The sequence below is a fragment of the Methylobacterium terrae genome (genome assembly GCF_003173755.1).
In the GTDB taxonomy this organism is placed as follows: domain Bacteria; phylum Pseudomonadota; class Alphaproteobacteria; order Rhizobiales; family Beijerinckiaceae; genus Methylobacterium; species Methylobacterium terrae.
Window position 1 is genome coordinate 242,082 of the sequence record NZ_CP029553.1, and the last position, 20,590, is coordinate 262,671.

The window sequence follows — 20,590 nt, forward strand, 5'->3', positions numbered from 1 at the left end:
GCTCTCTCTACAGCCATCCCAGACACGTTTGATACAGAAATTTCATCCCGCGGGAATCGATGGAGGTTGCGCGGCGGCCGGGTTACCAACGGGGAGGTGCCGTGCGGGCATCCCACGGGATTAGCTCCGGGAGGAACCATGACGAGGACAGGATTCGTGACGACGGCGAGCGCGCGTCCGTACGGCTGGGGGCGCCGTCGCCTGGCCCGGGTCGCCGCCGGCCTGCTGGCGGGGCTCGTCCTCGCCGTCCCGGCCGAGGCCGCGGAGGTGCGGGTGATGATCTCCGGCGGCTTCACCGCCGCCTACCAGGCCCTGGTGCCGGGCTTCGAGGCGAAGACCGGCGACAAGGTCGAGACCGCCTACGGTCCGTCGATGGGCACGGCGCCGGAGGCGATCCCGGTACGCCTCACCCGCGGCGAGCCGGCCGACGTGGTGATCATGGTCGGCTACGCCCTCGACGCCCTCGACAAGGAGGGCAAGATCGAGCCCGGCACCAAGGTGGCGCTGGCCGATTCCCGCATCGCGCTGGCGGTGAAGGCCGGAGCCAAGGTTCCGGACATCGCCACCCTCGACGCCTTCAAGAAGGCGCTGCTCTCCGCCACCTCGATCGCCTACTCGGACAGCGCGAGCGGCGTCTACATCGAGAAGGAGATGTACGGGAAGCTCGGGCTCGAGAAGGAACTGGCGCCGAAGAGCAAGATGATCGTCGCCGAGCGCGTCGGCAACGTCGTCGCCCGCGGCGACGCGGAGTTCGGCTTCCAGCAGATCGCCGAGCTGAAGCCCGTCAAGGGCATCACCATCGTCGGGCCGATCCCGCCGGAGGTGCAGAAGGTCACGGTGTTCTCGGCCGGCATCCCGAAGGGCGCCAGGCACCCTGAGGCGGCCCGGGCGCTCATCGCCTGGCTGTCCGCGCCCGAGCACGCCGCGACCGTCACCGAGACCGGCCTCGACCCGATCAAGGCCCGCTAACCCCCGATTCACGACGAGGAGAATCCGAGCGATCGGATTCACCACCTCTTCACGCCGGCCGGCGCCTGATGGTCCCCACACAACAGGTCTCGCGTCGCCCTCGCGGGCGGCCCAAGCGAGCGGGGACGGCATCATGCGACAGGGTCGGACGCCCGGAGCGGCGGCGCGCACGAACGCGCCGCTGCTCCGGCAGGAGAAGCACGCGCATCAGCGCTACCTCGCGGCCCCGGGCTACCATCCGGGGGCGCTGGTGATCGCGGCGGTCGGGCCGGCCCTCGGGGCGGCCATCGTGGCGGTGGTCGCGCTCGGGTTGCGGGTGGCTTTGTGACGGATGACGCAGGTCAGCGCGGCGGAAACAGCAGCAGCGTCAGGAACGCGCGCTTCGAGGGTTCCCCGGCATTCTCGAGCGATTGGATCGCGGTCCGGGCCATGCGGATCTGCGTCTCGGCGTCAGCCGCGGCGACATCGTAGCCCGGGTCATAATCCGCCAGCATCCGCTGCTCGTCGAGCATGATGAAGCGCTGGGCGTAATCGGAGATAGGCAGGTCCCACCCCTCTTTCGGAACGTACCTCTGATATTTCAAGGAGGGCGACGGTCTCATCACCTCCTGACAGAGAGACTTCCTCTTTCCATGGTCGATTGATCGATAAGCCAAGCCGTACAAGGGCGCGGTTTGATCGCCCGCTCCGGCGAACAGGTCGGCCGCCGCCCTGAGCCCGGCATGGAAGACGGCATAGTAGGTTGCGGACACGGCTCGACATCGATCGGTCAAGCTGGCGGGGCGGGAACCGTCGGTCCGTGCGAGCAGGCCTTCAGCTTGTTCGAGCAGATGAGCTGCATCAAGCAACCTTCAGCTCCGATTTGTTTTCCGTTCTGGCAAAACCGATCAAGGGAATTCTGTCCTCGCCAAGACGCGACAGTTCTCGACAAATCGATCGTGTGACTGCCAGCAGTTGTTCACCGCCAATCTCTGCCAGCTGCGAACCTGGAAGAAGGATGACGATCCTGATCGCACCCTCGCCGTCGAAGGTTTGAGTCGGCTAGATCCACGCGTCGACGGGCATGTCCGCGCCGACGACCTCCCGGGTGGCCGCCTTGACCAGCCTGGCCGCTTCGCCGAGAGGAAGACTCCATCCGTCCCTCTCCTCGATTCCAGGCACCGTCGGGCCCTCATATCACGGCAACGGCCAGCGACGCCAAGCCGGTTGCTGCCGGTTAGGGGGCGACGTCCCCGCCCGCCGTACCGTCCGGCGCCGGCCAGGGCGGTCCCACCCCGCGCCAATCGGCCGAATTGCCGAACCACACCCCATCGCCGCACGATGAGCCACTATGCGGCGCCACGTTCCCATCGTCCTCGCGGCCCTCCTCGCCCTCGTGGCGACGGCGCTCCTCGCCTATCAGTGGCTCGGGCAGCCGACGAGCTTGCGCGTCGCGGTCGGGCCGTCGGGGAGCGAGGATGCGCGCCTCGTCGTGGCGGTCGCCCAGACCCTCGCCCGCACCCACGAGGAGGTGCGCCTGCGCCCCATCGCGACGAGCGGCGTCGCCGAGAGCGCGGCGGCGGCCGAGCAGGGCAAGGCCGACCTCGCGGTGGTGCGCTCCGACGTCGGCATCCCGGCGAGCACCCAGACCGTGGCGATCCTGCACCGCGACGCGGTGCTGCTGCTGGCGGCCGATCCCGCGATCGCCGCCGTTCCGGACCTGCGCGGGCGCCGGGTCGGGATCGTGCGCAACCCGGCCGGCAACACCCGGCTGCTGACCAGCATCCTGGAGCATTACGAGGTGCCGGCGGACGCCGTCGCGACCGTGCCCCTCGGCGACGGGCGCGAGGCCGGGGAGGCCCTGCGGGAGAACCGCGTCGACGCCGTGATGGTGGTGAGCCCGCTCACCGGCCGCACCGCCGCGGACGTGGTGGCGGGCATCACCAAGGGAAACGGAATCGCTGCCGGCGGCACGCCGACCTTCATTCCGATCGGCGAGGCGGCGGTGCTGGCCCGGCGCTGGCCGGCGCTGGAGAGCGTCGAGATCGCGCGCGGCACCTTCGGCGGCACGCCGCCGCGGCCGGCCGAGACCGTAACCACCGTCGGGGTCAGCCACCGGCTGGTGGCCCAGGCGCGCCTCGCGGATTCGACCGTCTCGGAGCTGACCCGCTTGCTCTTTGTCAGCCGGCCCGGCCTCGCCGCCGAGGTGCCGCTCGCCAACCAGATCGAGGCGCCCGAAACCTCGAAGAGCGCCTCGCTGCCGGTCCATCCCGGGGCCCAGGCCTATTACGAGGGCGAGGTCGAGAGCTTCTTCGAGCGCTACGGCGACTGGTTCTACCTCGTGGTGATGTGCGTCTCGATCCTGGGGTCCGCCGCCGCCACCCTGGTGTCGCGGGCGGCCAACCGTTCGCGGGCCAGGGATATGGCGCTCCTGCGCCAGCTGCTCGCGATCGTGCGGGCGAGCCGCGACGTCGAGGACGAACCCGAGCTAGGCGACCTCGAGCGGCAGGCCGACGAGATCCTGGCCGAGGCCCTCGCCCGGGCCGGCGCGGGCGCCATCGACAATGCGGGGGTGGCGGCCTTCACCCTCGGCCTCGACCAGGCGCGGCGGGCGATCGCGGAGCGCAGGGCGCTGCTCGTCGAGCGCCAGGCACAGGCTCACGGTCTTGAACGCGGCGCGGATCCGCACTCCGCGGCCGCCGAGTGATACCGCGGCGCCTTCGAACGGGGTCGTTCGAAGGCGCCGGACGCCTTGGCGCCGACGGGTCGATGCCAAGGGCGCGAGGGTATGAGACGTCCGGCACAGGGCCGAACGCATCGCCGCTGTCGACGTCCTCCACCGATGACGCCGTCCGCGCCGGGAGAGGAGCCGACCGGCACCTCGACCGGCGCGCGCGGAATCGTCCCGGGACGATGACGGGCACCACGAGGATGCCTGACGTGGGCAGCGTCCCGTGTGATTCATCATCCGTCCGAGGCGTCCGAGAGAGGCTGGCTTGCCTCTTCGCCGCGGCCGGCCGACCCACTCACGCCCCATAGGCCTCCGCAACGGCGCGCGTGCCGGACCCGCCGGTTGCTTCACGGCTCTCGTTCGCCGGCCGCTCGCGACGACATCTGTCCGCGATGTGTTGCGACAACGTCTGTACGGTCGAGGCGAAAGTGTCCGGCGAGCAGTCTCGTGCCACCGCCCGCAGGGTGTTGTCCCGGATCGTCCGCCAGACGCGCTCCGAATGGTAGAGCGTGACGCATTTTTCAGCGAAGCTGATCGGATCGTCGGAGCACAGCAGCTCGACCTGGTCGGTCCACCCCAACTGGTCGGCCAGAAGGGCCGTGGTCACGCAGGGCAACCCGTGCGCGGCGGCTTCGTGAACCTTGTGGGGGATGCCCGCCGCGAAACGGGTCGGCGCGACGAAGATCCTGCATGCGTCGTAGATCGGCGCGATATCGTCGACCCTGCCATGCAGGACGACCTCGGGCCCCGCCATGTCGCGCACGGCTGTGCTCTTGACGTCGCCGACGAGGTGCAGCTGGCAATCGGGCAGCTCACGCCGGATCTCGGGGAAGATCTCCCGCAGGAACCACAGGATCGAATCGGTGTTCGGCGTATTGCTGTCGGCCAACGAGCCGACGAACAGGATGCCCTGGCGCTCCGCGAAGGCACGGGGTGTCGGCGCCGGGACCAGGGCGTGGCCCAGCAGCATCGTGGACTTGCCGTACTTGCGGAAGTAGCCGAGCTCGGCATCCGAGACGCTCAGGATCAGGTCGGCATCCTTGGAGATGTTGATCTCCGCCTCCACCAGCGATTCGACGGTCGACTGATCGATACGGATGCCCTCGATCTTCGATTGAAGTACGTCGCGATTCGTGAAGAGTGCTTCCGCATCGTAGATGATCAGAGTCGACTGCCGATCGACGAGGCCTTGCTCGATGGCATGACGAATCCGCACCATGTTATGGGGACGGCTTACGACGATCGCGTCATAGTAGCCCTGCCGCTCCCTGATGTGGTTGACGACGGCATCGCCGTTCAGGCCGAAGATGACTTCGATCCGGACGTCGAGCGTATTTCTGACGGCGAACCAATCCTGCGCAAGATCGTTCGTCGGGACGAATGTCAGATCGAAATCGGACTTGGCCAGCTCGCCGATGAGCGTCCGGCTCCGCGGGAAGCCGGATCCGAGATATTCATGGGGAATCTTATCGTCGACGATCAGTACCTTCGGCCGCCCCGGGGTCGCGTAGCGCGCCATCAGGACGTTGCGGAGCGCCGGCGCGAACTTGTCGGCGACGCCCGGATTCCGTTCAACGAACACCAGCTGGTTCTTCTGCTGCTGCAGGATCGAGTCGGATTTCTTGTCAGCGCTTCCGAACTCGGCGTGGATGATCTCCACGAACGGATCGTACACGATCCGATAGTCCGCGCTGCGCAATTTGGCGCAGTAGTCGGTTTCCTCGTAGTAAGCCGGCTTGTAGATCGGATCCAGCATCCCGAAACGGCGGAAAAGATCCGAACGGGTCAGGAAGAACGCTCCGGACACGTAGTCGACGTCGCGCTGGAAATTCGCTTCCGAGATCTCCGGCGAGGCATCGCGGCAATAGCCGAGGCAGGATCCATCCTTCCAGACGATGCTCCCGGCTTCCTGAAGCAGGCCGGTCGGGAAAATCAGCTTGGCGCCCACGACGCCGATGGTCGGGTCGGCATCGATCAGCGCGACCGCGCGCTCGAGCGATCCGTTGAGGACATACGTATCGTTGTTGAGCAAGAGCAGCAGATCCGCACTCGCATATTCGAAGGCATTATTGACACCCTCGATAAATCCCGAATTATTTTTATCCTCGATCCATTTGACGTTCTTGATTCTCGATTTGAGAATCTTGGTCTCGTCAAACGAGCCATTGTCATAAATTATGATTTCGTAAGGACATGCATCATAATCAATATTAAGATATATACTCTGAAGGCACTCGGAGGTAAGATAATATTTATTGTACAAGACGAGAACGATCGAAACGACCGGCGTCTTGTGATCAGGGAACGAGATGGTTGCCCCCGAGCGCAGGAATGCCCGACCCTTCACGGTCGACAGAAGCCTGGGATCGAAGCTGGAGCGCGCCGCGCGCTCCTCGGTGCCCGGCGCCGGAGAGCCGATTCGTCCCTCGGCCAGGCCGAATCGGACGAAATGGCTCAACGGGTTCAGCCCGCTCTCGGCGACATCCGGATTGTGTTCCTCGTACCACCTCGTATCGAAGGTCCGGGACGGATTGCGACCTTCCAGGGCGCCGGACTTCAGGTAGTGGGCGAGGGGATTGGCCTTCGCGGCGACGACGTCCGGATACTGGCTGATGTAGTATTTCGTATCGAAGACCCTGTTGGGATCCGCATCGTAGGCGCCGCTCACGATGTAGTGGATGAGCGGATGCGTCTCATCGAGATTGATACCCGCGTTCCGACCATACGTGGCCGCCTCGAAGCTCGCGCACGGATCCATGCTCCAGAAGCTGCGATCGCTCAGATATCGCAGGATCAAGTCTTTTTTGTCTTCGATCGGCGGGTCGGCCTGAAGCCGCAGGAAATCGAAATCGATCAGGATATGGGGCGAGCGCCCCTCGAGGATACCGGACCGAATGTAATGCTCGAGACCATCGATGTCCGCCCGCTCGACGTCTGGATTATTCTCGACATACCAGACATGATCGAAAAGAGGATGGGTTGACCGCCTCTCCTTCCATCCATGCGAGATATAATGATTGAAATAATTCGATTTTGTTGCCGCAACGTCCGGATATTGCCGCTTGTAATACTCTGCATCGAAAAATGGATTGGGATTATGGTCGAGATTGAGTCCGACTTCAGCGAAATATTCGATGACGCTCTTGCTGGAACTCAGACACTCCGGATATTTATCAATATAATATGACGAGTCGAAAAGTGGATGGGGATCGAACATCCCAGTTTTGGACAAAGCAATATAATGTGAAACAGGATCCGTGTCGGGCTCTTCCCGAAGGTACATCGCGATGTACCATCCTGGGTTGAAAAATGGGACTTGACCCCGACCTCCACCGCGATTGGACAATCTTCCATATAAATTTCCGATGGTGCTTCGGAAGTTTATTTTCGACTTTACGGCTTTGCCCATACTGAATTTCCTATGCATTATTCTGCGCAGATCACGCGTAACGCCAGGTGCCATGATCTAAGGTGCCATTCGAAACAATTTTCTAATTATTTCTCCGGCTACACTCCCGAACCGATTTGCATGGCGCGAGGGACGCCCGTTCCGCGGTGGCTTACGCCCAAACGATGCTGCAATCAAGGTGGCCCGTAATTGAAAATATAGATGTTAGTGTAGCGCGAAAAAATATATTTATAATCAGCGGGGCGATCGGAGTGAGACGATATCGAGGCAGTACGCGGATGAACACCTGACAAGAAAATCATCATCGGGATCGAGAACGCCGTCTTGGAAATATGACCACATATCCAGCAATGGCGATTTTTCGTACGATCGCTCGTTTATTTTACCTGATTGTGAATCGGTTTTCACTGGTGAAGAGTGAGACCTTGGATCCCGTGCGGATCACGCTGCGGGCGGTCTCGTCCGGCGGGCTGGTTCAAGCCATGCACCACCCGTAGTCGATCGATCGGAGATGACATCGGATGTTGCAGGCCCGTTCGAAGGTGTTGGTCGGGACATCGTTCCGGTCGACGCACTGGCTCGTGGACATGTCCGCCGAGCGAGGATCCGTCTTCTGCACCGCAAGTCTGCTCAGGGGCCGGCACCGCCCTCGTCGTGAGCTGCAGCGGTCCGCTCGACGACGCCATCGGCGCGGCATCGGTTCCGGCCTCGTCTCTCAGCGCCGGGACGTGATCGCCGACGAACCGACCACCGGGGGCGAGGAAGCTCCGCGCGAAGATCCCGGCTCGCTTCGAGAGGATCGCGGCTCACGTCGAGGTCGATGTGGCGCCTCGCGCGCTGCCAGCCGGCTTGATCCAAGCCGGGCGTCCGCGCCGATGGCCATCGCATCGTCGTTGGATCTCCCGCATGGCACCGCGCAGAACGCGCGAGCCGGCGAAGCCACGCTCTCGTCGAGCGGAGGCTCCCGCCGTCGCGGGATCGACCGTCGACACGGTCGAGAAGGACCGGGCCGGGCGGGGCGTCACCATGATCGCCGGACGGCCCGCGCTGCACGTGCACGACCCGGCCCCGCGGCGTCCGAGCCCGGATGCCCCATCGACGGCCACGGGATCGTCGCAGTCCTCCGGAGGCTCCGTGCGGCAGAGCCGACGCCGGGCGACCTGCCCCGGAGCGCTCCTCGCTCCTTCGTGCAATAGCCCCCGAACGGGCGCAGCATCTCTGCCTCGCGCTCATCCGCGATGAGCTGCGCGATGAGCTGATTCCACGGGCGCCCGGTCGTCGCATGGTCCAGCCCTGGTTTCCGAACCTGCCCGCACGCGGCGGATCGTCATGTCCGCTCCTGCTCCTTTGGCTGATTACCGAACGATCATGCCTCTTCAGCTAGAGCATTTTCCGACGAAGTGGATACCGGTTCGTCGAAGAAAATGCGGCACAATCAAAGACTTAGAGAGCTTCGCGATCGCCGCGCGATCGTGAAGTGCTCTAGTCGGACCGGCGCGATGCCGACCCGATCCCCGATCGCGAGAGCGGCAGGGCGGGCCGCTCGCCTTCGGAACGAACCCGACGGCGATCTCCCTTCTCCTCGCTGCGATCGAAGCGGCGCCGGGTCGAGCCCGAGGCGGCCGCGACTCGGCAGCCGGGATGCGGCATGGGCGAGGCCCGGGCGTCGCAAGGCGCCCCCCTCTTGCGAACCGGCCTCACACCTTATATTGCGACGCAACAGTTTTCCCCCGGCTCGATGCGTCCGGCTGCCATCCTGGCGGCCCGCGGCGTGCCGGGCTTTGTTTGCTTCGGACATCCCATGAAGCTGCGCAACATCGCCATCATCGCTCACGTCGACCACGGCAAGACGACCCTGGTCGACAAGCTGCTCCAGCAATCCGGCTCGTTCCGCGAGAACCAGCGGGTCGAGGAGCGGGCGATGGACTCGAACGACCTCGAGAAGGAGCGGGGCATCACCATCCTGGCCAAGGCCACCTCGGTGGTCTGGAAGGACACCCGCATCAACATCGTCGACACTCCCGGCCACGCCGATTTCGGCGGCGAGGTCGAGCGCATCCTCTCGATGGTCGACGGCGTGATCGTGCTCGTCGACGCGGCCGAGGGCCCGATGCCGCAGACCAAGTTCGTGGTCTCGAAGGCGCTCAAGATCGGCCTGCGCCCGATCGTGGCGGTCAACAAGGTCGACCGGCCCGACGCCCGCATCACCGAGGTGGTGAACGAGGTGTTCGACCTGTTCGCGGCGCTCGACGCCACGGACGAGCAGCTCGACTTCCCGATCCTGTACGGCTCGGGCCGCAACGGCTGGATGGCGACCTCGCCCGAGGGTTCGCAGGAGGACGGCCTGGCGCCGCTCTTCGACCTCGTGCTCGAGCACGTGCCCCAGGCCAAGACCGAGGACGGCCCGTTCCGGATGCTCGGCACGCTCCTTGAGGCCAACCCCTTCCTCGGCCGCATCATCACCGGCCGCATCGCCTCGGGCACCGTCAAGCCGAACCAGCAGATCAAGGTTCTCGACCGCGAGGGCAAGGTCGTGGAGACCGGCCGCGTCTCGAAGATCCTGGCGTTCCGCGGCCTGGAGCGCCAGCCGATCGAGGTCGGCGAGGCGGGCGACATCGTGTCGATCGCCGGTCTCGTGAAGGGCACCGTGGCCGACACCTTCTGCGACCCCCAGGTCGACACCCCGATCCAGGCCCAGCCGATCGACCCGCCGACCGTGACGATGTCGTTCATCGTGAACGATTCCCCGCTCGCCGGCACCGAGGGCGACAAGGTCACGAGCCGCATGATCCGCGACCGCCTGTTCAAGGAGGCCGAGGGCAACGTCACGCTCAAGATCGAGGAAGCCGCCGACAAGGACTCGTTCTACGTGTCGGGCCGCGGCGAGCTGCAGCTCGCCATCCTGATCGAGACCATGCGCCGCGAGGGCTTCGAGATCGCGGTGTCGCGCCCCCGCGTCGTGTTCGAGAAGGACGAGGCCGGCGAGATCATGGAGCCGGTCGAGGAGGTCGTGATCGACGTCGACGAGGAGTATTCCGGCGTCGTCGTGCAGAAGATGTCGGAGCGCAAGGCCGACATGATCGAGATGCGCCCGTCGGGCGGCAACCGCCTGCGCCTGGTGTTCCACGCTCCGACCCGCGGCCTGATCGGCTACCAGGGCGAGCTGATGACCGACACCCGCGGCACCGCGATCATGAACCGGCTGTTCAAGGCCTACGAGCCCTACAAGGGCGAGATCGCCGGCCGGCGCAACGGCGTGCTGATGTCCAACGACCAGGGCGAGGCCGTCGCCTACGCGCTCTGGAACCTCGAGGATCGCGGCCCGATGATGATCGAGCCCGGCTGGAAGGTCTACCAGGGCATGATCATCGGCGAGCACAACCGCGAGAACGACCTCGAGGTGAACGTGCTCAAGGGCAAGAAGCTCACCAACATCCGCACCACCTCGAAGGACGAGGCGGTCCGGCTGACCCCGCCGATCCGCATGACCCTCGAGCGCTCGCTCGCCTGGATCCAGGACGACGAGCTGGTCGAGGTGACCCCGAAGTCGATCCGCCTGCGCAAGGCCGTGCTCGACCCGAACGACCGCAAGCGGGCGGAGCGGGCTAAGGAAGCGCTGAGCGCCTGATCGGCGGTCTGACGGTGTGACGGTTCGTCCCTCGCCCCTCCCGGGGCGGGGGATTTTTTATGGCAGCGGTGGACGACCGGCGCGCCAGGTGGATTCCCGGTCCGTCCTCCCGTATCCCGGCCGCGAGGGCGGCGCGGGCGCGGCCGCAGGAGGCCCGTGTGGAACACGAGATCTACCGCTGGATCGGGATCCTGACCTCGATCCGGTCGGACGTGCTGGCGCCGGTCGGCCTCGTCCTCGCGGTCGTCGTCACCGTGCATGTGCTGATGCGCAAGCGCGAGGTCGGGGCGGCGATCGGCTGGATCGGGCTCGCTTGGCTGTCGCCGCTCCTCGGCAGCACGCTCTACGTGATGTTCGGCATCAACCGGGTGAGCCGGCGCGCCCGCCGCCTGCCGGTGCTGCCGGGACCGCGACCCGGCGCCCCGCCGCCGCCGGTGGCGGAGGTGCCGGACGCGTTCCAGCCCCTGAAGCGGGCGGTCGAGCGGATCAGCGGCCTGCCGCTGGTCGCCGGCAACCGCATCGAACGCTACCGCCACGGCGACGAGGCCTATCCGGCGATGCTGGCGGCGATCGGCGAGGCGCAGACCAGCGTCGCTTTGTCGAGCTACATCATGCGCGACGACGACAGCGGCCGGGCCTTCGCCGAGGCGCTGGCGGCCGCGCGGAGCCGGGGCGTCGCGGTCTGCGTGCTGATCGACGGCATCGGCAGCGGCTACTTCTTCCCGGCGATGTACCGGCGCCTGCGGGGTCTAGGCATCCCCGCCGGCCTGTTCATGCACTCGGCCCTGCCCTGGCGGATGCCGTTCCTGAACCTGCGCACCCACAAGAAGCTGCTCCTGATCGACGGGCGGGTGGGCTTCGTCGGCGGGGTCAACATCGCCGACGAGAACGTCATGGCGAAGAACCCGCCGGAGCCCGTGCGCGACAGCCATTTCCGCATCGACGGGCCGGTGGTCGGCCAGCTCGCGCAGGCCTTCTGGCGCGACTGGGCCTTCGTCAAGGGCGAGGACCTGGAGGGACCGGCCTGGTTCCCGGAGATCCCGCCGGCCGGCCCGTCGCTCGCCCGGGTCGTCACCTCGGGGCCCGACGCCGACATCGAGAAGATCGAGTTCGTGGTGCTGGAGGCGGTCGCCACCGCCCGGCGCTCGGTGCGCTTCGCCACGCCCTACTTCCTGCCGAGCGAGATGCTGCTGACGGCGCTCGGCCTCGCGGCGATGCGGGGCGTCACCGTCGACGTCATCATCCCGCAGGCGAGCAACCACCGGGTGGTCGACTGGGCGACGCGGGCCCATGTCGGGCCGCTGCTCGAAGCCGGCGTCCGGATCTGGCTCGACCGCCCGCCCTTCGACCACTCGAAGCTGATGGTCGTCGACGAGGCCTGGTGCTTCGTCGGCAGCGCCAACTGGGACAGCCGCAGCTTCCGGCTCAATTTCGAGCTCAACGTCGAGGTCTACGATCCCGACTTCGCGGCCGACCTCGATACCCTGATGCGGGCCAAGATGGAGCAGCGGCTGACGGCCGACGACCTCAACTCTCGCGGGATGGCCGTGCGCCTGCGCGACGCCGGCGTGCGATTGCTGCTGCCATATCTTTGAGCGGCGCCCGCTTGCGGAAATCCTCGGCCCGGTCGCGAAACGCCTCGATCCGGGCACGAAGCGGCTCGCGCTTCCCCTGCGGGTTGCCGGGCTCGAGGTGGACGACGATCGGCCGGTGGTCGGAGGCGCCCCGCGGCAGCACCGCCTGACCGCGGCAGGTGAGACCCCGCACGAGGCAGCGGTCGAGGCGCAAGGGGACGAGGTCGACCATGGCGTGGGTCGGGTGGCGCGGGCCCACGTCCTGGAAGCCCGGCAGCAGGGCCGGCCCGACGATGTTGTAGTCGCCGAGCACGGCGGCCCGCACCGGCAGGTGCTGGGCGATGCGGCGGAGCTGGCGCCGGTTGAGCACCTGTCCGTGCGAGAGATGGACGTTGGCGACCCCGAACGCCCCGAGATCGAGGATCTGGCAGACCCGGTCGATCAGGGCGCCCGACGGCAGGGTGATCACCCGCGGCGGGGTCGGCCACGGGGTCGGGCTCCACATCGCCAGGCCGTGGATGCGCTTAGGGAGCGGCGCCCAGGCGTAGTGGCCGCCGACCCGGGCCTGCAGCTCGGTGATGTCGACCGTCGCCTCCTGCATCAGGAGCAGGTCCGGCTTCTCCTGCGCGATCAGCGCCTCGAGGGCGTCGACGGTCGCGCCGGTCCGCCGCAGCAGGTTCCAGCTGATGATCTTGCGCGGACCCGCCCGGTGCGGGGCATGGGCGGGAGCCGGGGCGTCGGCGGGCAGGAGGCGTTGGGGAGGCAGCATGGCACCGCTGGGAGAGCGCGGAATCGGGCCGGCAGGATGGCGTGAGGCGCGCCCCGCTCGGCGCGAAGCGGCATACGCCGATTTGCCGATTCGGGGAACGGTGCGTCAGGCGCCCGGGGGACGCAGGCCCGGCAGGGCGCGCACGAGGTCGCGGAACTGGTCGCCGCGATCCTCGAAGCTGCGGAACTGGTCGTAGGAGGCGCAGGCCGGCGAGAGCAGCACCACCGGTTCGCCCGCCGGGTCCGTCTCCGCCGCGCCGGCGGCCTCCGCGACCGCGGCGGCGAGCGTGCCGCAACGGCTGAACGGCACCTGCCCGTCGAGGGTCGCGGCGAAATCCTCGGTCGCGGCGCCGATCAGGTAGGCGTGGGCGATGCGAGGAAAATACGGCGCGAGGCTCGCGATCCCGCCCTCCTTCGGCTTGCCGCCGAGGATCCAGTGGACGCGCTGGAAGGCCGAGAGCGCCTTCTCGGTGGAATCGGCGTTGGTCGCCTTCGAATCGTTGATGAACAGGACCGGACCGCGCCGCCCGACCTCCTCCATCCGGTGCGGCAGGCCGGGAAAGCTCGCGAGCGCCGCCGCGAAGGTGTCGGGCGTGACGCCGAGCGCACTCGCCACCGCGTAGGCGATCGCGGCATTCTGCCAGTTATGGGCGCCGCGCAAGGCCCCGATGCCGGAGAGATCCGCCACCGGCTCCGCCGGCTGACGCCGCCCGTCGATCACGATGCCGCCGCGGGCGAGGATGCCCGGCCCCTCCCCCGCCTCGCCGACATGCACGCGCGTGAGCGGGCCCGTGCGGCGCTCGGCGATCGCCCGGCAGAACGCGTCGTCGACGCCGACGATCGCGTGGGCGGCGCCCGTCACCAGCCGCTCCTTGATGGCGGCGTAGTGCGCCATGTCGCCGTGGCGGTCGAGGTGGTCGGGCGTGAGGTTGAGGAGCACGCCGATCGTCGGGGCCAGCGACGGCGTCAGGTCGATCTGGAACGAGGACAGCTCGATCACGTGGACCCGGTCGGGCGAGGGCGGCGCCAGCGACAGGATGGCGGTGCCGATATTGCCGCCCATCCGCACGTCGCGGCCGGCCTGCGTCAGCACGTGGGCGATCAGCGCCGTGGTTGTCGACTTGCCGTTGGTGCCGGTGATCGCCACGAAGGGCGCCTCGGGGCTGGTCGCGGCGCGCTCGCGGCAGAACAGCTCGATATCGCCGATCACCGGCACGCCGGCGTGTTTGGCGAGATCCACCGTCCAGTGCGGCGCCGGGTGGGTCAGCGGCACGCCGGGGGCGAGGACCAGGGCGGCGAAATCCGTCCACTCCGCCTGCCGCAGGTCGCCGGTCTCGATGCCCGCCTGAGCCGCCGCCGCCATCCGCGCCGGGTTGTCGTCGCAGGCGATCACCCGGGCACCGCCGGCCTTGAGGCTGAGCGCCGTGGCGAGGCCCGAGCCGCCGAGCCCGAACAGGGCGACCGTCCGGCCGGCGAAGGTGGTGGAGGGTGTCATGCGGTGTCCGCCGGATGATCGGAAGGGTGCGGGATCCCCCCTCCCGTGCGGGAGAGGGGGAGCGCCTTCCTTCCAAGCGTCGGCGGAGATTGCAAGGTGTGACCTCGCCGTCCCTACCGCAGCTTCAGCGTCGCCAGGCCCAGCAGCGCCAGCACGACCGCGATGATCCAGAACCGGATCACCACCTGCGGCTCCTTCCAGCCCTTCTGCTCGAAGTGGTGGTGGATCGGCGCCATGCGGAAGACCCGCTTGCCGGTGAGCTTGAACGAGGCGACCTGGATGATGACCGACAGGATCTCCAGCACGAACAGGCCGCCGACGATGCCGAGCACGATCTCGTGCTTGGTCGCCACCGCGACGGTGCCGAGCAGGCCGCCGAGCGCCAGGGATCCGGTATCGCCCATGAAGATCTGGGCCGGCGGCGCGTTGAACCACAGGAAGCCGAGGCCTGCCCCGATCAGGGCGCCGCAGACCACCGCCAGCTCGCCGGTGCCCGGAACGTAGTTCACCTGGAGGTAGGAGGCGTAGATCACGTTGCCGACGAGGTAGGCGATGATCCCGAAGGTCGCCGCCGCGATCATCACCGGCACGATGGCGAGCCCGTCGAGGCCGTCGGTGATGTTGACCGCGTTGCCCGCGCCCACGATCACGAAGCCCGCGAAGGCGACGTAGAACAGGCCGAGGTTGATGATCGCATCCTTGAAGACCGGGAAGGCGAGCCGGTAGGCGAGGCCCGGCGCCGAGTACTCGGCCACCGCGACGCAGGCCGCCACCGCGATCAGCGCCTCGAGCGCGAGGCGGAACTTGCCGGAGAAGCCCTTGTGGCTCTGCTTCGTGACCTTGAGGTAATCGTCGTAGAATCCGATCGCGCCGAAGCCCAGCGTCACCATCATGACGATCCAGACGTAGTGGTTGCGCGGGTTGGCCCAGAGCAGCACCGCCACCATCACGCCGGCGAGGATCATCAGCCCGCCCATGGTCGGCGTGCCGCGCTTCGTCAGGAGGTGCGATTGCGGGCCGTCCTCGCGGATCGGCTGGCCCTTGCCCTGGCGCAGGCGCAGGAGCGAGATGATCCAGGGTCCGAACCAGAACACGAAGAAGCCCGCCGTGAACAGCGCGCCGCCGGTCCGGAAGGTGATGTAGCGGAAGACGTTGAGCGGCGAGAACACGCCGCTCAGGTCGGAGAGGAGGTAGAGCATCCCGGGGGCATCCGATCGTGGGCGAGCGGCCGCGCCGGGCTCACGCCCGCGCCAGCGCGTCAGAAATCCTTCGAAGGTGGCTCAGCCGGATCGGCCGACGGCGAGATCCTGGTCCTGGGCCCCGCCGTAGCGGGCTTTGAGCGCCTCGACAATCCGGCCCATGCGGGTGCTGTTCGAGCCCTTGACCATCACCGCGTCGCCGGGCCGCACGGCCTCGAGGACGACCTCGACCAGCTCGGCCGAGCCCTGACGGGCGCCGGCGCGCCGGGCGGAGGGCAGCGCCTCGAACAGCTCCTGCATCAGGGGGCCGGCGGTGAAGACGAGGTCGATGCCGTGCTCCTCGACCGCTTGCGCCAGCTCGCGGTGCAGGGCGGGCGCGTCCGCGCCGAGCTCCATCATGTCTCCCAGCACCGCGATGCGCCGCCCGGACGTCTCGACCCCGGCAAGCGTGCTGAGCGCCGCCCGCACCGAGGCCGGGTTGGCGTTGTAGCTCTCGTCGACGAGGAGCGCCTCGCCGCCCGCGACCTGGAGGACGTGGCGCGCGCCGCGCCCGGCGGGCGGGCGCAGCTGGGCGAGCGAGAGCGCCGCCAGCGCCAGGTCGGCGCCGAGCGCCTGCACGGCGGCGATGACCGCGAGCGAGTTCAGGGCCGTGTGCCGTCCCGGGGTGCCGAGCTGGTAGGTGACGGCCTGGCCCATCGCCCGCACGTCGACGATCGAGAGGTCGGGCCGCATCACGATGCGCTCGGCCCGCACGTCGGCCTCGCGGTGCTCGCCGAAGCTCACCACCCGGCCGGCGCGGGAGGCGAGCGCGTGCGCCTTCAGCCGCTCGAAATTCGGGTTGTCGCGGTTGATGATCGCGACGCCGCCGGGCTCCAGGCCGTAGAAGATCTCGCCCTTGGCGTCGGCGATGCCGGACAGCGAGCGGAAATGCTCGATATGGACCGGCTCGACCGTGGTGACGATCGCGATCTCGGGCCGCACCAGCCGGGTCAGCGGCGCGATCTCGCCGGCATGGTTCATGCCGACCTCGAACACCCCGAACGCGCTCGAGGCCGGCATCCGGCCGAGCGTCAGGGGCACGCCCCAGTGGTTGTTGTAGGAGGCGACCGAGGCGTGGGTGGCCCCTTGCGCCGCCAGCACATGGCGCAAGGCCTCCTTGGTGCCGGTCTTGCCGACCGAGCCGGTGACGGCGAGCACCCGCGCGCCCGTGCGGGCCCGCGCCGCGACCGCGAGGCCGCGCATCGCCGCCAGCACGGAATCCTCGTCCCGCCCCGGCACCGCGATCAGCGGCCCGGCACCGGCGAGGTCGGCGGCGCGCTCCTCGGCCACCACCGCGGCGCCGGCGCCGCGGGCGAGCGCGTCGCGCACGAAGTCGTGGCCGTCGCGGGCCTCGCCCCGGATGGCGAAGAACAGGTCCCCGACCTTCAGGGTGCGGGTGTCGATCGAGATGCCGGACAGGGCCTGCGCCGCGGCATCGTCCGCGACGACGCAGCCGCCCATGGCGGCGGCGGCGTCAGTCAGGGTCCAGAGGGGCTCGGTCATGCGCGGGTCTCCTCGATCGCGCTCAGGACCGCGTCGCGGTCGGAGAAGTGCAGCGTGCGGTCGCCGATGATCTGGCCGGTTTCATGACCTTTGCCGGCAACCACCAGCACGTCGCCGGCGCGAAGGTCGCGCACCGCCGCCCGGATCGCGTCCGCACGGTCGCCGATCTCCTCCGCGCCGGGCGCCGCCGCCAGGATCGCGGCGCGAATGACCGCCGGATCCTCGCTGCGGGGATTGTCGTCGGTGACGATGACCCGGTCGGCCTTCCCGGCCGCGATGGCGCCCATCAGCGGGCGCTTCCCGCGGTCGCGGTCGCCGCCGCAGCCGACGACGCAGACGAGCCGCCCGGTCGTGAAGGCGCGCAGCGCGTCGAGGACGTTCGCCAGCGCATCGGGCTTGTGGGCGTAATCGACGATGCAGAGCGCGTCGCGCACGGTGCCGACCCGCTCCAGCCGCCCCGGCACGCCGGCGAGGTGGCCGAGAGCCGCGACGACCTCCGCCTCGCGCCCGGCTCCGGCCGGGGTCGCGAGCACGAGGCCGGCGGCGACGAGCGCGTTCTCGACCTGGAACGTCCCGACGAGGGGCAGATCGACTTCGTGGGTCGCGGCCCCGACGGCGATCTCGAGGCGCTGGGCGAAGCCCTCCTGGCGGGCGGAGACGAGGCGGACCCCCTCCCCCGCCCGGCCGGTGGTGACGAGCCTGACGCCGCGCTCGCGGACGGCTGCGATCACCGCCCCGCTCTGCGGGCCGTCGGCGTTGACGACCGCGATCCCCTCCGCGGGCAGCAGGGTCGTGAACAGCCGGAGCTTCGCCTGGAGGTAGGCCTCCGGCGTGCCGTGATAATCGAGGTGGTCGTGGCCGAGATTGGTGAAGCCGGCGGCCGTCAGGCGCACCCCGTCGAGGCGGCTCTGCTCGATGCCGTGCGAGGAGGCTTCCATCGCGAGTTCGGTGACGCCGTCGCGGGCGAGCCGGTCGAGGGTCGCGTGCAGCGTGATCGGGTCGGGGGTGGTGAGCGAACCGTAGGCGGCGCCCGAGGTGGTGATGACCCCGAGCGTGCCCAGGCTCGCCGCCTGCCGGCCGAGGCGGCCGAAGATCTGGCGCACGAAATCGGCGACGGAGCTCTTGCCGCTCGTCCCCGTGACCGCGACGACGGTGCCGGGCTGGCCCGGATGCAGCCGGGCGGCGGCCGCCGCGAGGGCGGTGCGAGCATCCGGCACGGAGAGGTAGGCGACCGGCTCCGGCAGATCGGCGGGGCGCTCGCCTTCCGCCACCATCGCGACCGCGCCGGCCGCCGCCGCCTTGGCGGCGAAGGTCCGGCCGTCGGCGGCGGTGCCGGGCACCGCCAGGAACACGTAGCCGGGCGCGACCTTGCGGCTGTCGGCGGTGAGACCGGTGACGGGAAGGCCGGAGGCTTGACCGGGCTGCGGGAACAGGTCGCCGAGGGTGAGGCTCATCGTCCGTCCAGCTGGTTGACGTGGTACGCGCCGAGCTTGACCATCAGCGGGAACGGCTTCACCGGCGGCTCGAATTGCGGCGGCAGGCCGAGGATCGGGGCGACGCGGGCGATCGTCCGGCCGGTCACGACGCCCGAGTTCCAGGCCGCCGTGGCGTAGGAGCCGGATTCCGCCGCGACCGCCTGCGGCTCGTCCATGATGGTGACGAACAGGTATTTGGGCTTGTCCATCGGCGCCGCCGCCATGAAGGTCGTGAACAGGCGGTTCTTGACGTAGCGGCCGCGGATCACCTTCTCGGCGGTGCCGGTCTTGCCGCCGACGTAGTAGTAGGGAATCGCCGCCTTCTTGGCCGATCCCTCGGTGGCGTTGAGGCGCATGATGAAGCGCATCGCCTCGCTGGTCTGGGGCGAGAGCACCTGCGTCGCCTTCTCGCGCGCCTCGGCCTCGCCGCGCTTGAGGAAGGTCGGCGTCATCAGGAAGCCGCCATTCGCGATCGCCGCCACCGCGGCCGAGGCCTGGAGCGGCGCCACCGCGAGGCCGTGGCCGAACGCGATGGTGATGGTGTTGATCTCGGTCCAGCGCGGCGGGACGATCGGCTCGGCGCTCTCCGGCAATTCGGTGCGCAGGCGATCGAGCAGGCCCATCTTCTTCAGGAAGGCCTTGTGGCCGGGCACGCCGATGCCGAGCGCCATCTTGGCCGAGCCGATGTTGGACGAGTGCGTGAACACCTCCGGCATCGTGATGACCCGGTTGGTGCCGTGATACTCGTGGATCTTCTGCCGGCCCCAATGCAGCACGCCGCCGCGGGTGTCGAAGGTCGAGTTGACGGTGAACTTGCCGGAATCGAGCGCCATGGCGAGCGTCATCGCCTTGAAGGTCGAGCCCATCTCGTAGACGCCGACGTTCATCCGGTTGATCCGGTCGGGATCGAGGGCGTCCTTCGGCTCGTTGGGGTCGAAATCGGGCAGGGAGGCGAGCGCGATCACCTCGCCGGTGGTCACGTCGAGGATCAGGCCCGCCGCCGCCTTGGCGCGGTAATGCTCCATGCCCCAGGCCAGCTCGTCGCGCACCGCGTGCTGGGCGCGCAGGTCGATCGAGAGCTGGACCGGCGCCATGTCGGCCGACTTCTCGACGAAGCCGAGGCTGGTGAGGTCGCGCAGGCCCTGGCGGTCGATGTACTTCTCCATGCCGGCGATGCCGACATTGTCGAGGTTGGTCACGCCCAGGATGTGGGCGGCGGCCGTGCCGTTCGGGTAGACGCGCTTGTGGTCGGCCAGGAAGCCGACGCCCGGGATGCCGAGGCGATGCACCTCGACCTGCTGGCGCGGGGTGATCTCGCGCTTGACCCAGACGAAGCCCTTCTTCGAGGAGAGCTTCTCGCGCAGGTCGCGGGCGTTGATCTCGGGCAGGACGGCGGTGAGGAGTTCCACCGCCTCGTCCTTGTCGTAGATGTTCTTCGGCTCGGCGAAGACCGAGACGGTGCGGATGTCGGTGGCCAGGATCTCGCCGTTGCGGTCGATGATGTCGGGCCGGACCTGGGTCGTGCCGCCGGCCTCGGCGCGGCGCGCCGAGGCGGTCACCGGATCGTCCGGGAACAGCGCGAAGCTGACGAGGCGGCCCATGAGCGCGAGGAACACCCCGCCGAAGACGAGGCTGACGAGGCCGACGCGGGCGGCGCTGCGCTCCACCGAGAGGCGGAACATCGCCTGGACGCCGGCGCGCAGGATCGCGCCGGGGCTGCGCCGCGGCGCCGGGGCGGGCTCGTCGCGGGCCGGCTCCGCGGCGCCGGTCTCGGGAGGCAGGGCGTCGTGAGCCTGGAAGTCCTGGTCCTGGGTCACGGGC

The 20,590-nt window shown here is 68.4% G+C and carries 13 protein-coding genes; 5 read left to right on the forward strand and 8 right to left on the reverse strand.

Going from position 1 to position 20,590, the window contains the following annotated elements:
• The first annotated feature begins 138 nt into the window (after nt 1-138).
• A complete protein-coding gene (locus DK419_RS01080) occupies nt 139-969 on the forward strand; it encodes a molybdate ABC transporter substrate-binding protein (protein WP_109957467.1) in 831 nt (276 codons plus the stop codon).
• Between the two features lie 133 nt (nt 970-1,102).
• Nucleotides 1,103-1,297 (forward strand): hypothetical protein, encoded by a 195-nt coding sequence (locus DK419_RS01085; protein WP_109957468.1) that lies wholly within the window; start codon nt 1,103-1,105, stop codon nt 1,295-1,297.
• A gap of 13 nt (nt 1,298-1,310) precedes the next feature.
• On the opposite strand, the gene DK419_RS01090 is transcribed toward DK419_RS01085, so the two are convergent.
• Entirely contained in the window at nt 1,311-1,721 is a 411-nt protein-coding gene (locus DK419_RS01090) for a hypothetical protein (RefSeq protein WP_109957469.1), read from the reverse strand.
• A gap of 578 nt (nt 1,722-2,299) precedes the next feature.
• Between DK419_RS01090 and DK419_RS01095 the strand changes: the two genes are divergently transcribed.
• Nucleotides 2,300-3,655, forward strand: a complete 1,356-nt coding sequence (locus tag DK419_RS01095) for a TAXI family TRAP transporter solute-binding subunit (RefSeq protein ID WP_109957470.1) — start codon at nt 2,300-2,302, stop codon at nt 3,653-3,655.
• A 319-nt stretch (nt 3,656-3,974) separates the two neighbouring features.
• On the opposite strand, the gene DK419_RS01100 is transcribed toward DK419_RS01095, so the two are convergent.
• Nucleotides 3,975-6,962: a glycosyltransferase gene (locus DK419_RS01100; RefSeq protein WP_162561104.1), complete on the reverse strand. Its 2,988-nt coding sequence runs from the start codon at nt 6,960-6,962 to the stop codon at nt 3,975-3,977.
• 1,927 nt (nt 6,963-8,889) lie between these two features.
• Between DK419_RS01100 and typA the strand changes: the two genes are divergently transcribed.
• Complete coding sequence (typA, locus tag DK419_RS01105; protein ID WP_109957472.1) at nt 8,890-10,716, forward strand: translational GTPase TypA; 1,827 nt, start codon at nt 8,890-8,892, stop codon at nt 10,714-10,716.
• 158 nt (nt 10,717-10,874) lie between these two features.
• Nucleotides 10,875-12,311 carry a phospholipase D-like domain-containing protein gene (locus DK419_RS01110; protein WP_167450817.1) on the forward strand — a complete coding sequence of 479 codons (1,437 nt, stop codon included), beginning with the start codon at nt 10,875-10,877 and terminating at the stop codon, nt 12,309-12,311.
• Here the strand turns inward: DK419_RS01110 and DK419_RS01115 are convergent.
• From DK419_RS01115 to DK419_RS01140, 6 genes are all read right to left on the reverse strand, one after another.
• Nucleotides 12,244-13,059 (reverse strand): endonuclease/exonuclease/phosphatase family protein, encoded by an 816-nt coding sequence (locus tag DK419_RS01115; RefSeq protein ID WP_109957474.1) that lies wholly within the window; start codon nt 13,057-13,059, stop codon nt 12,244-12,246. The genes DK419_RS01110 and DK419_RS01115 overlap by 68 nt on opposite strands.
• Before the next feature lie 105 nt (nt 13,060-13,164).
• Nucleotides 13,165-14,553, reverse strand: coding sequence for a UDP-N-acetylmuramoyl-L-alanine--D-glutamate ligase (murD, locus tag DK419_RS01120; protein ID WP_109957475.1), 1,389 nt, complete (start codon nt 14,551-14,553; stop codon nt 13,165-13,167).
• Between the two features lie 113 nt (nt 14,554-14,666).
• On the reverse strand, nt 14,667-15,752 hold the full coding sequence (gene mraY, locus DK419_RS01125) for a phospho-N-acetylmuramoyl-pentapeptide-transferase (protein WP_099905609.1): 1,086 nt from the start codon (nt 15,750-15,752) through the stop codon (nt 14,667-14,669).
• An 81-nt stretch (nt 15,753-15,833) separates the two neighbouring features.
• Nucleotides 15,834-17,294, reverse strand: a complete 1,461-nt coding sequence (locus DK419_RS01130; protein WP_109957476.1) for a UDP-N-acetylmuramoylalanyl-D-glutamyl-2,6-diaminopimelate--D-alanyl-D-alanine ligase — start codon at nt 17,292-17,294, stop codon at nt 15,834-15,836.
• Nucleotides 17,291-18,748, reverse strand: coding sequence for a UDP-N-acetylmuramoyl-L-alanyl-D-glutamate--2,6-diaminopimelate ligase (locus DK419_RS01135; protein ID WP_109957477.1), 1,458 nt, complete (start codon nt 18,746-18,748; stop codon nt 17,291-17,293). The genes DK419_RS01130 and DK419_RS01135 overlap by 4 nt, the downstream gene beginning before the upstream one ends.
• Nucleotides 18,745-20,586 carry a peptidoglycan D,D-transpeptidase FtsI family protein gene (locus tag DK419_RS01140; RefSeq protein ID WP_425352624.1) on the reverse strand — a complete coding sequence of 614 codons (1,842 nt, stop codon included), beginning with the start codon at nt 20,584-20,586 and terminating at the stop codon, nt 18,745-18,747. The genes DK419_RS01135 and DK419_RS01140 overlap by 4 nt, the downstream gene beginning before the upstream one ends.
• Nucleotides 20,587-20,590: the final 4 nt, after the last annotated feature.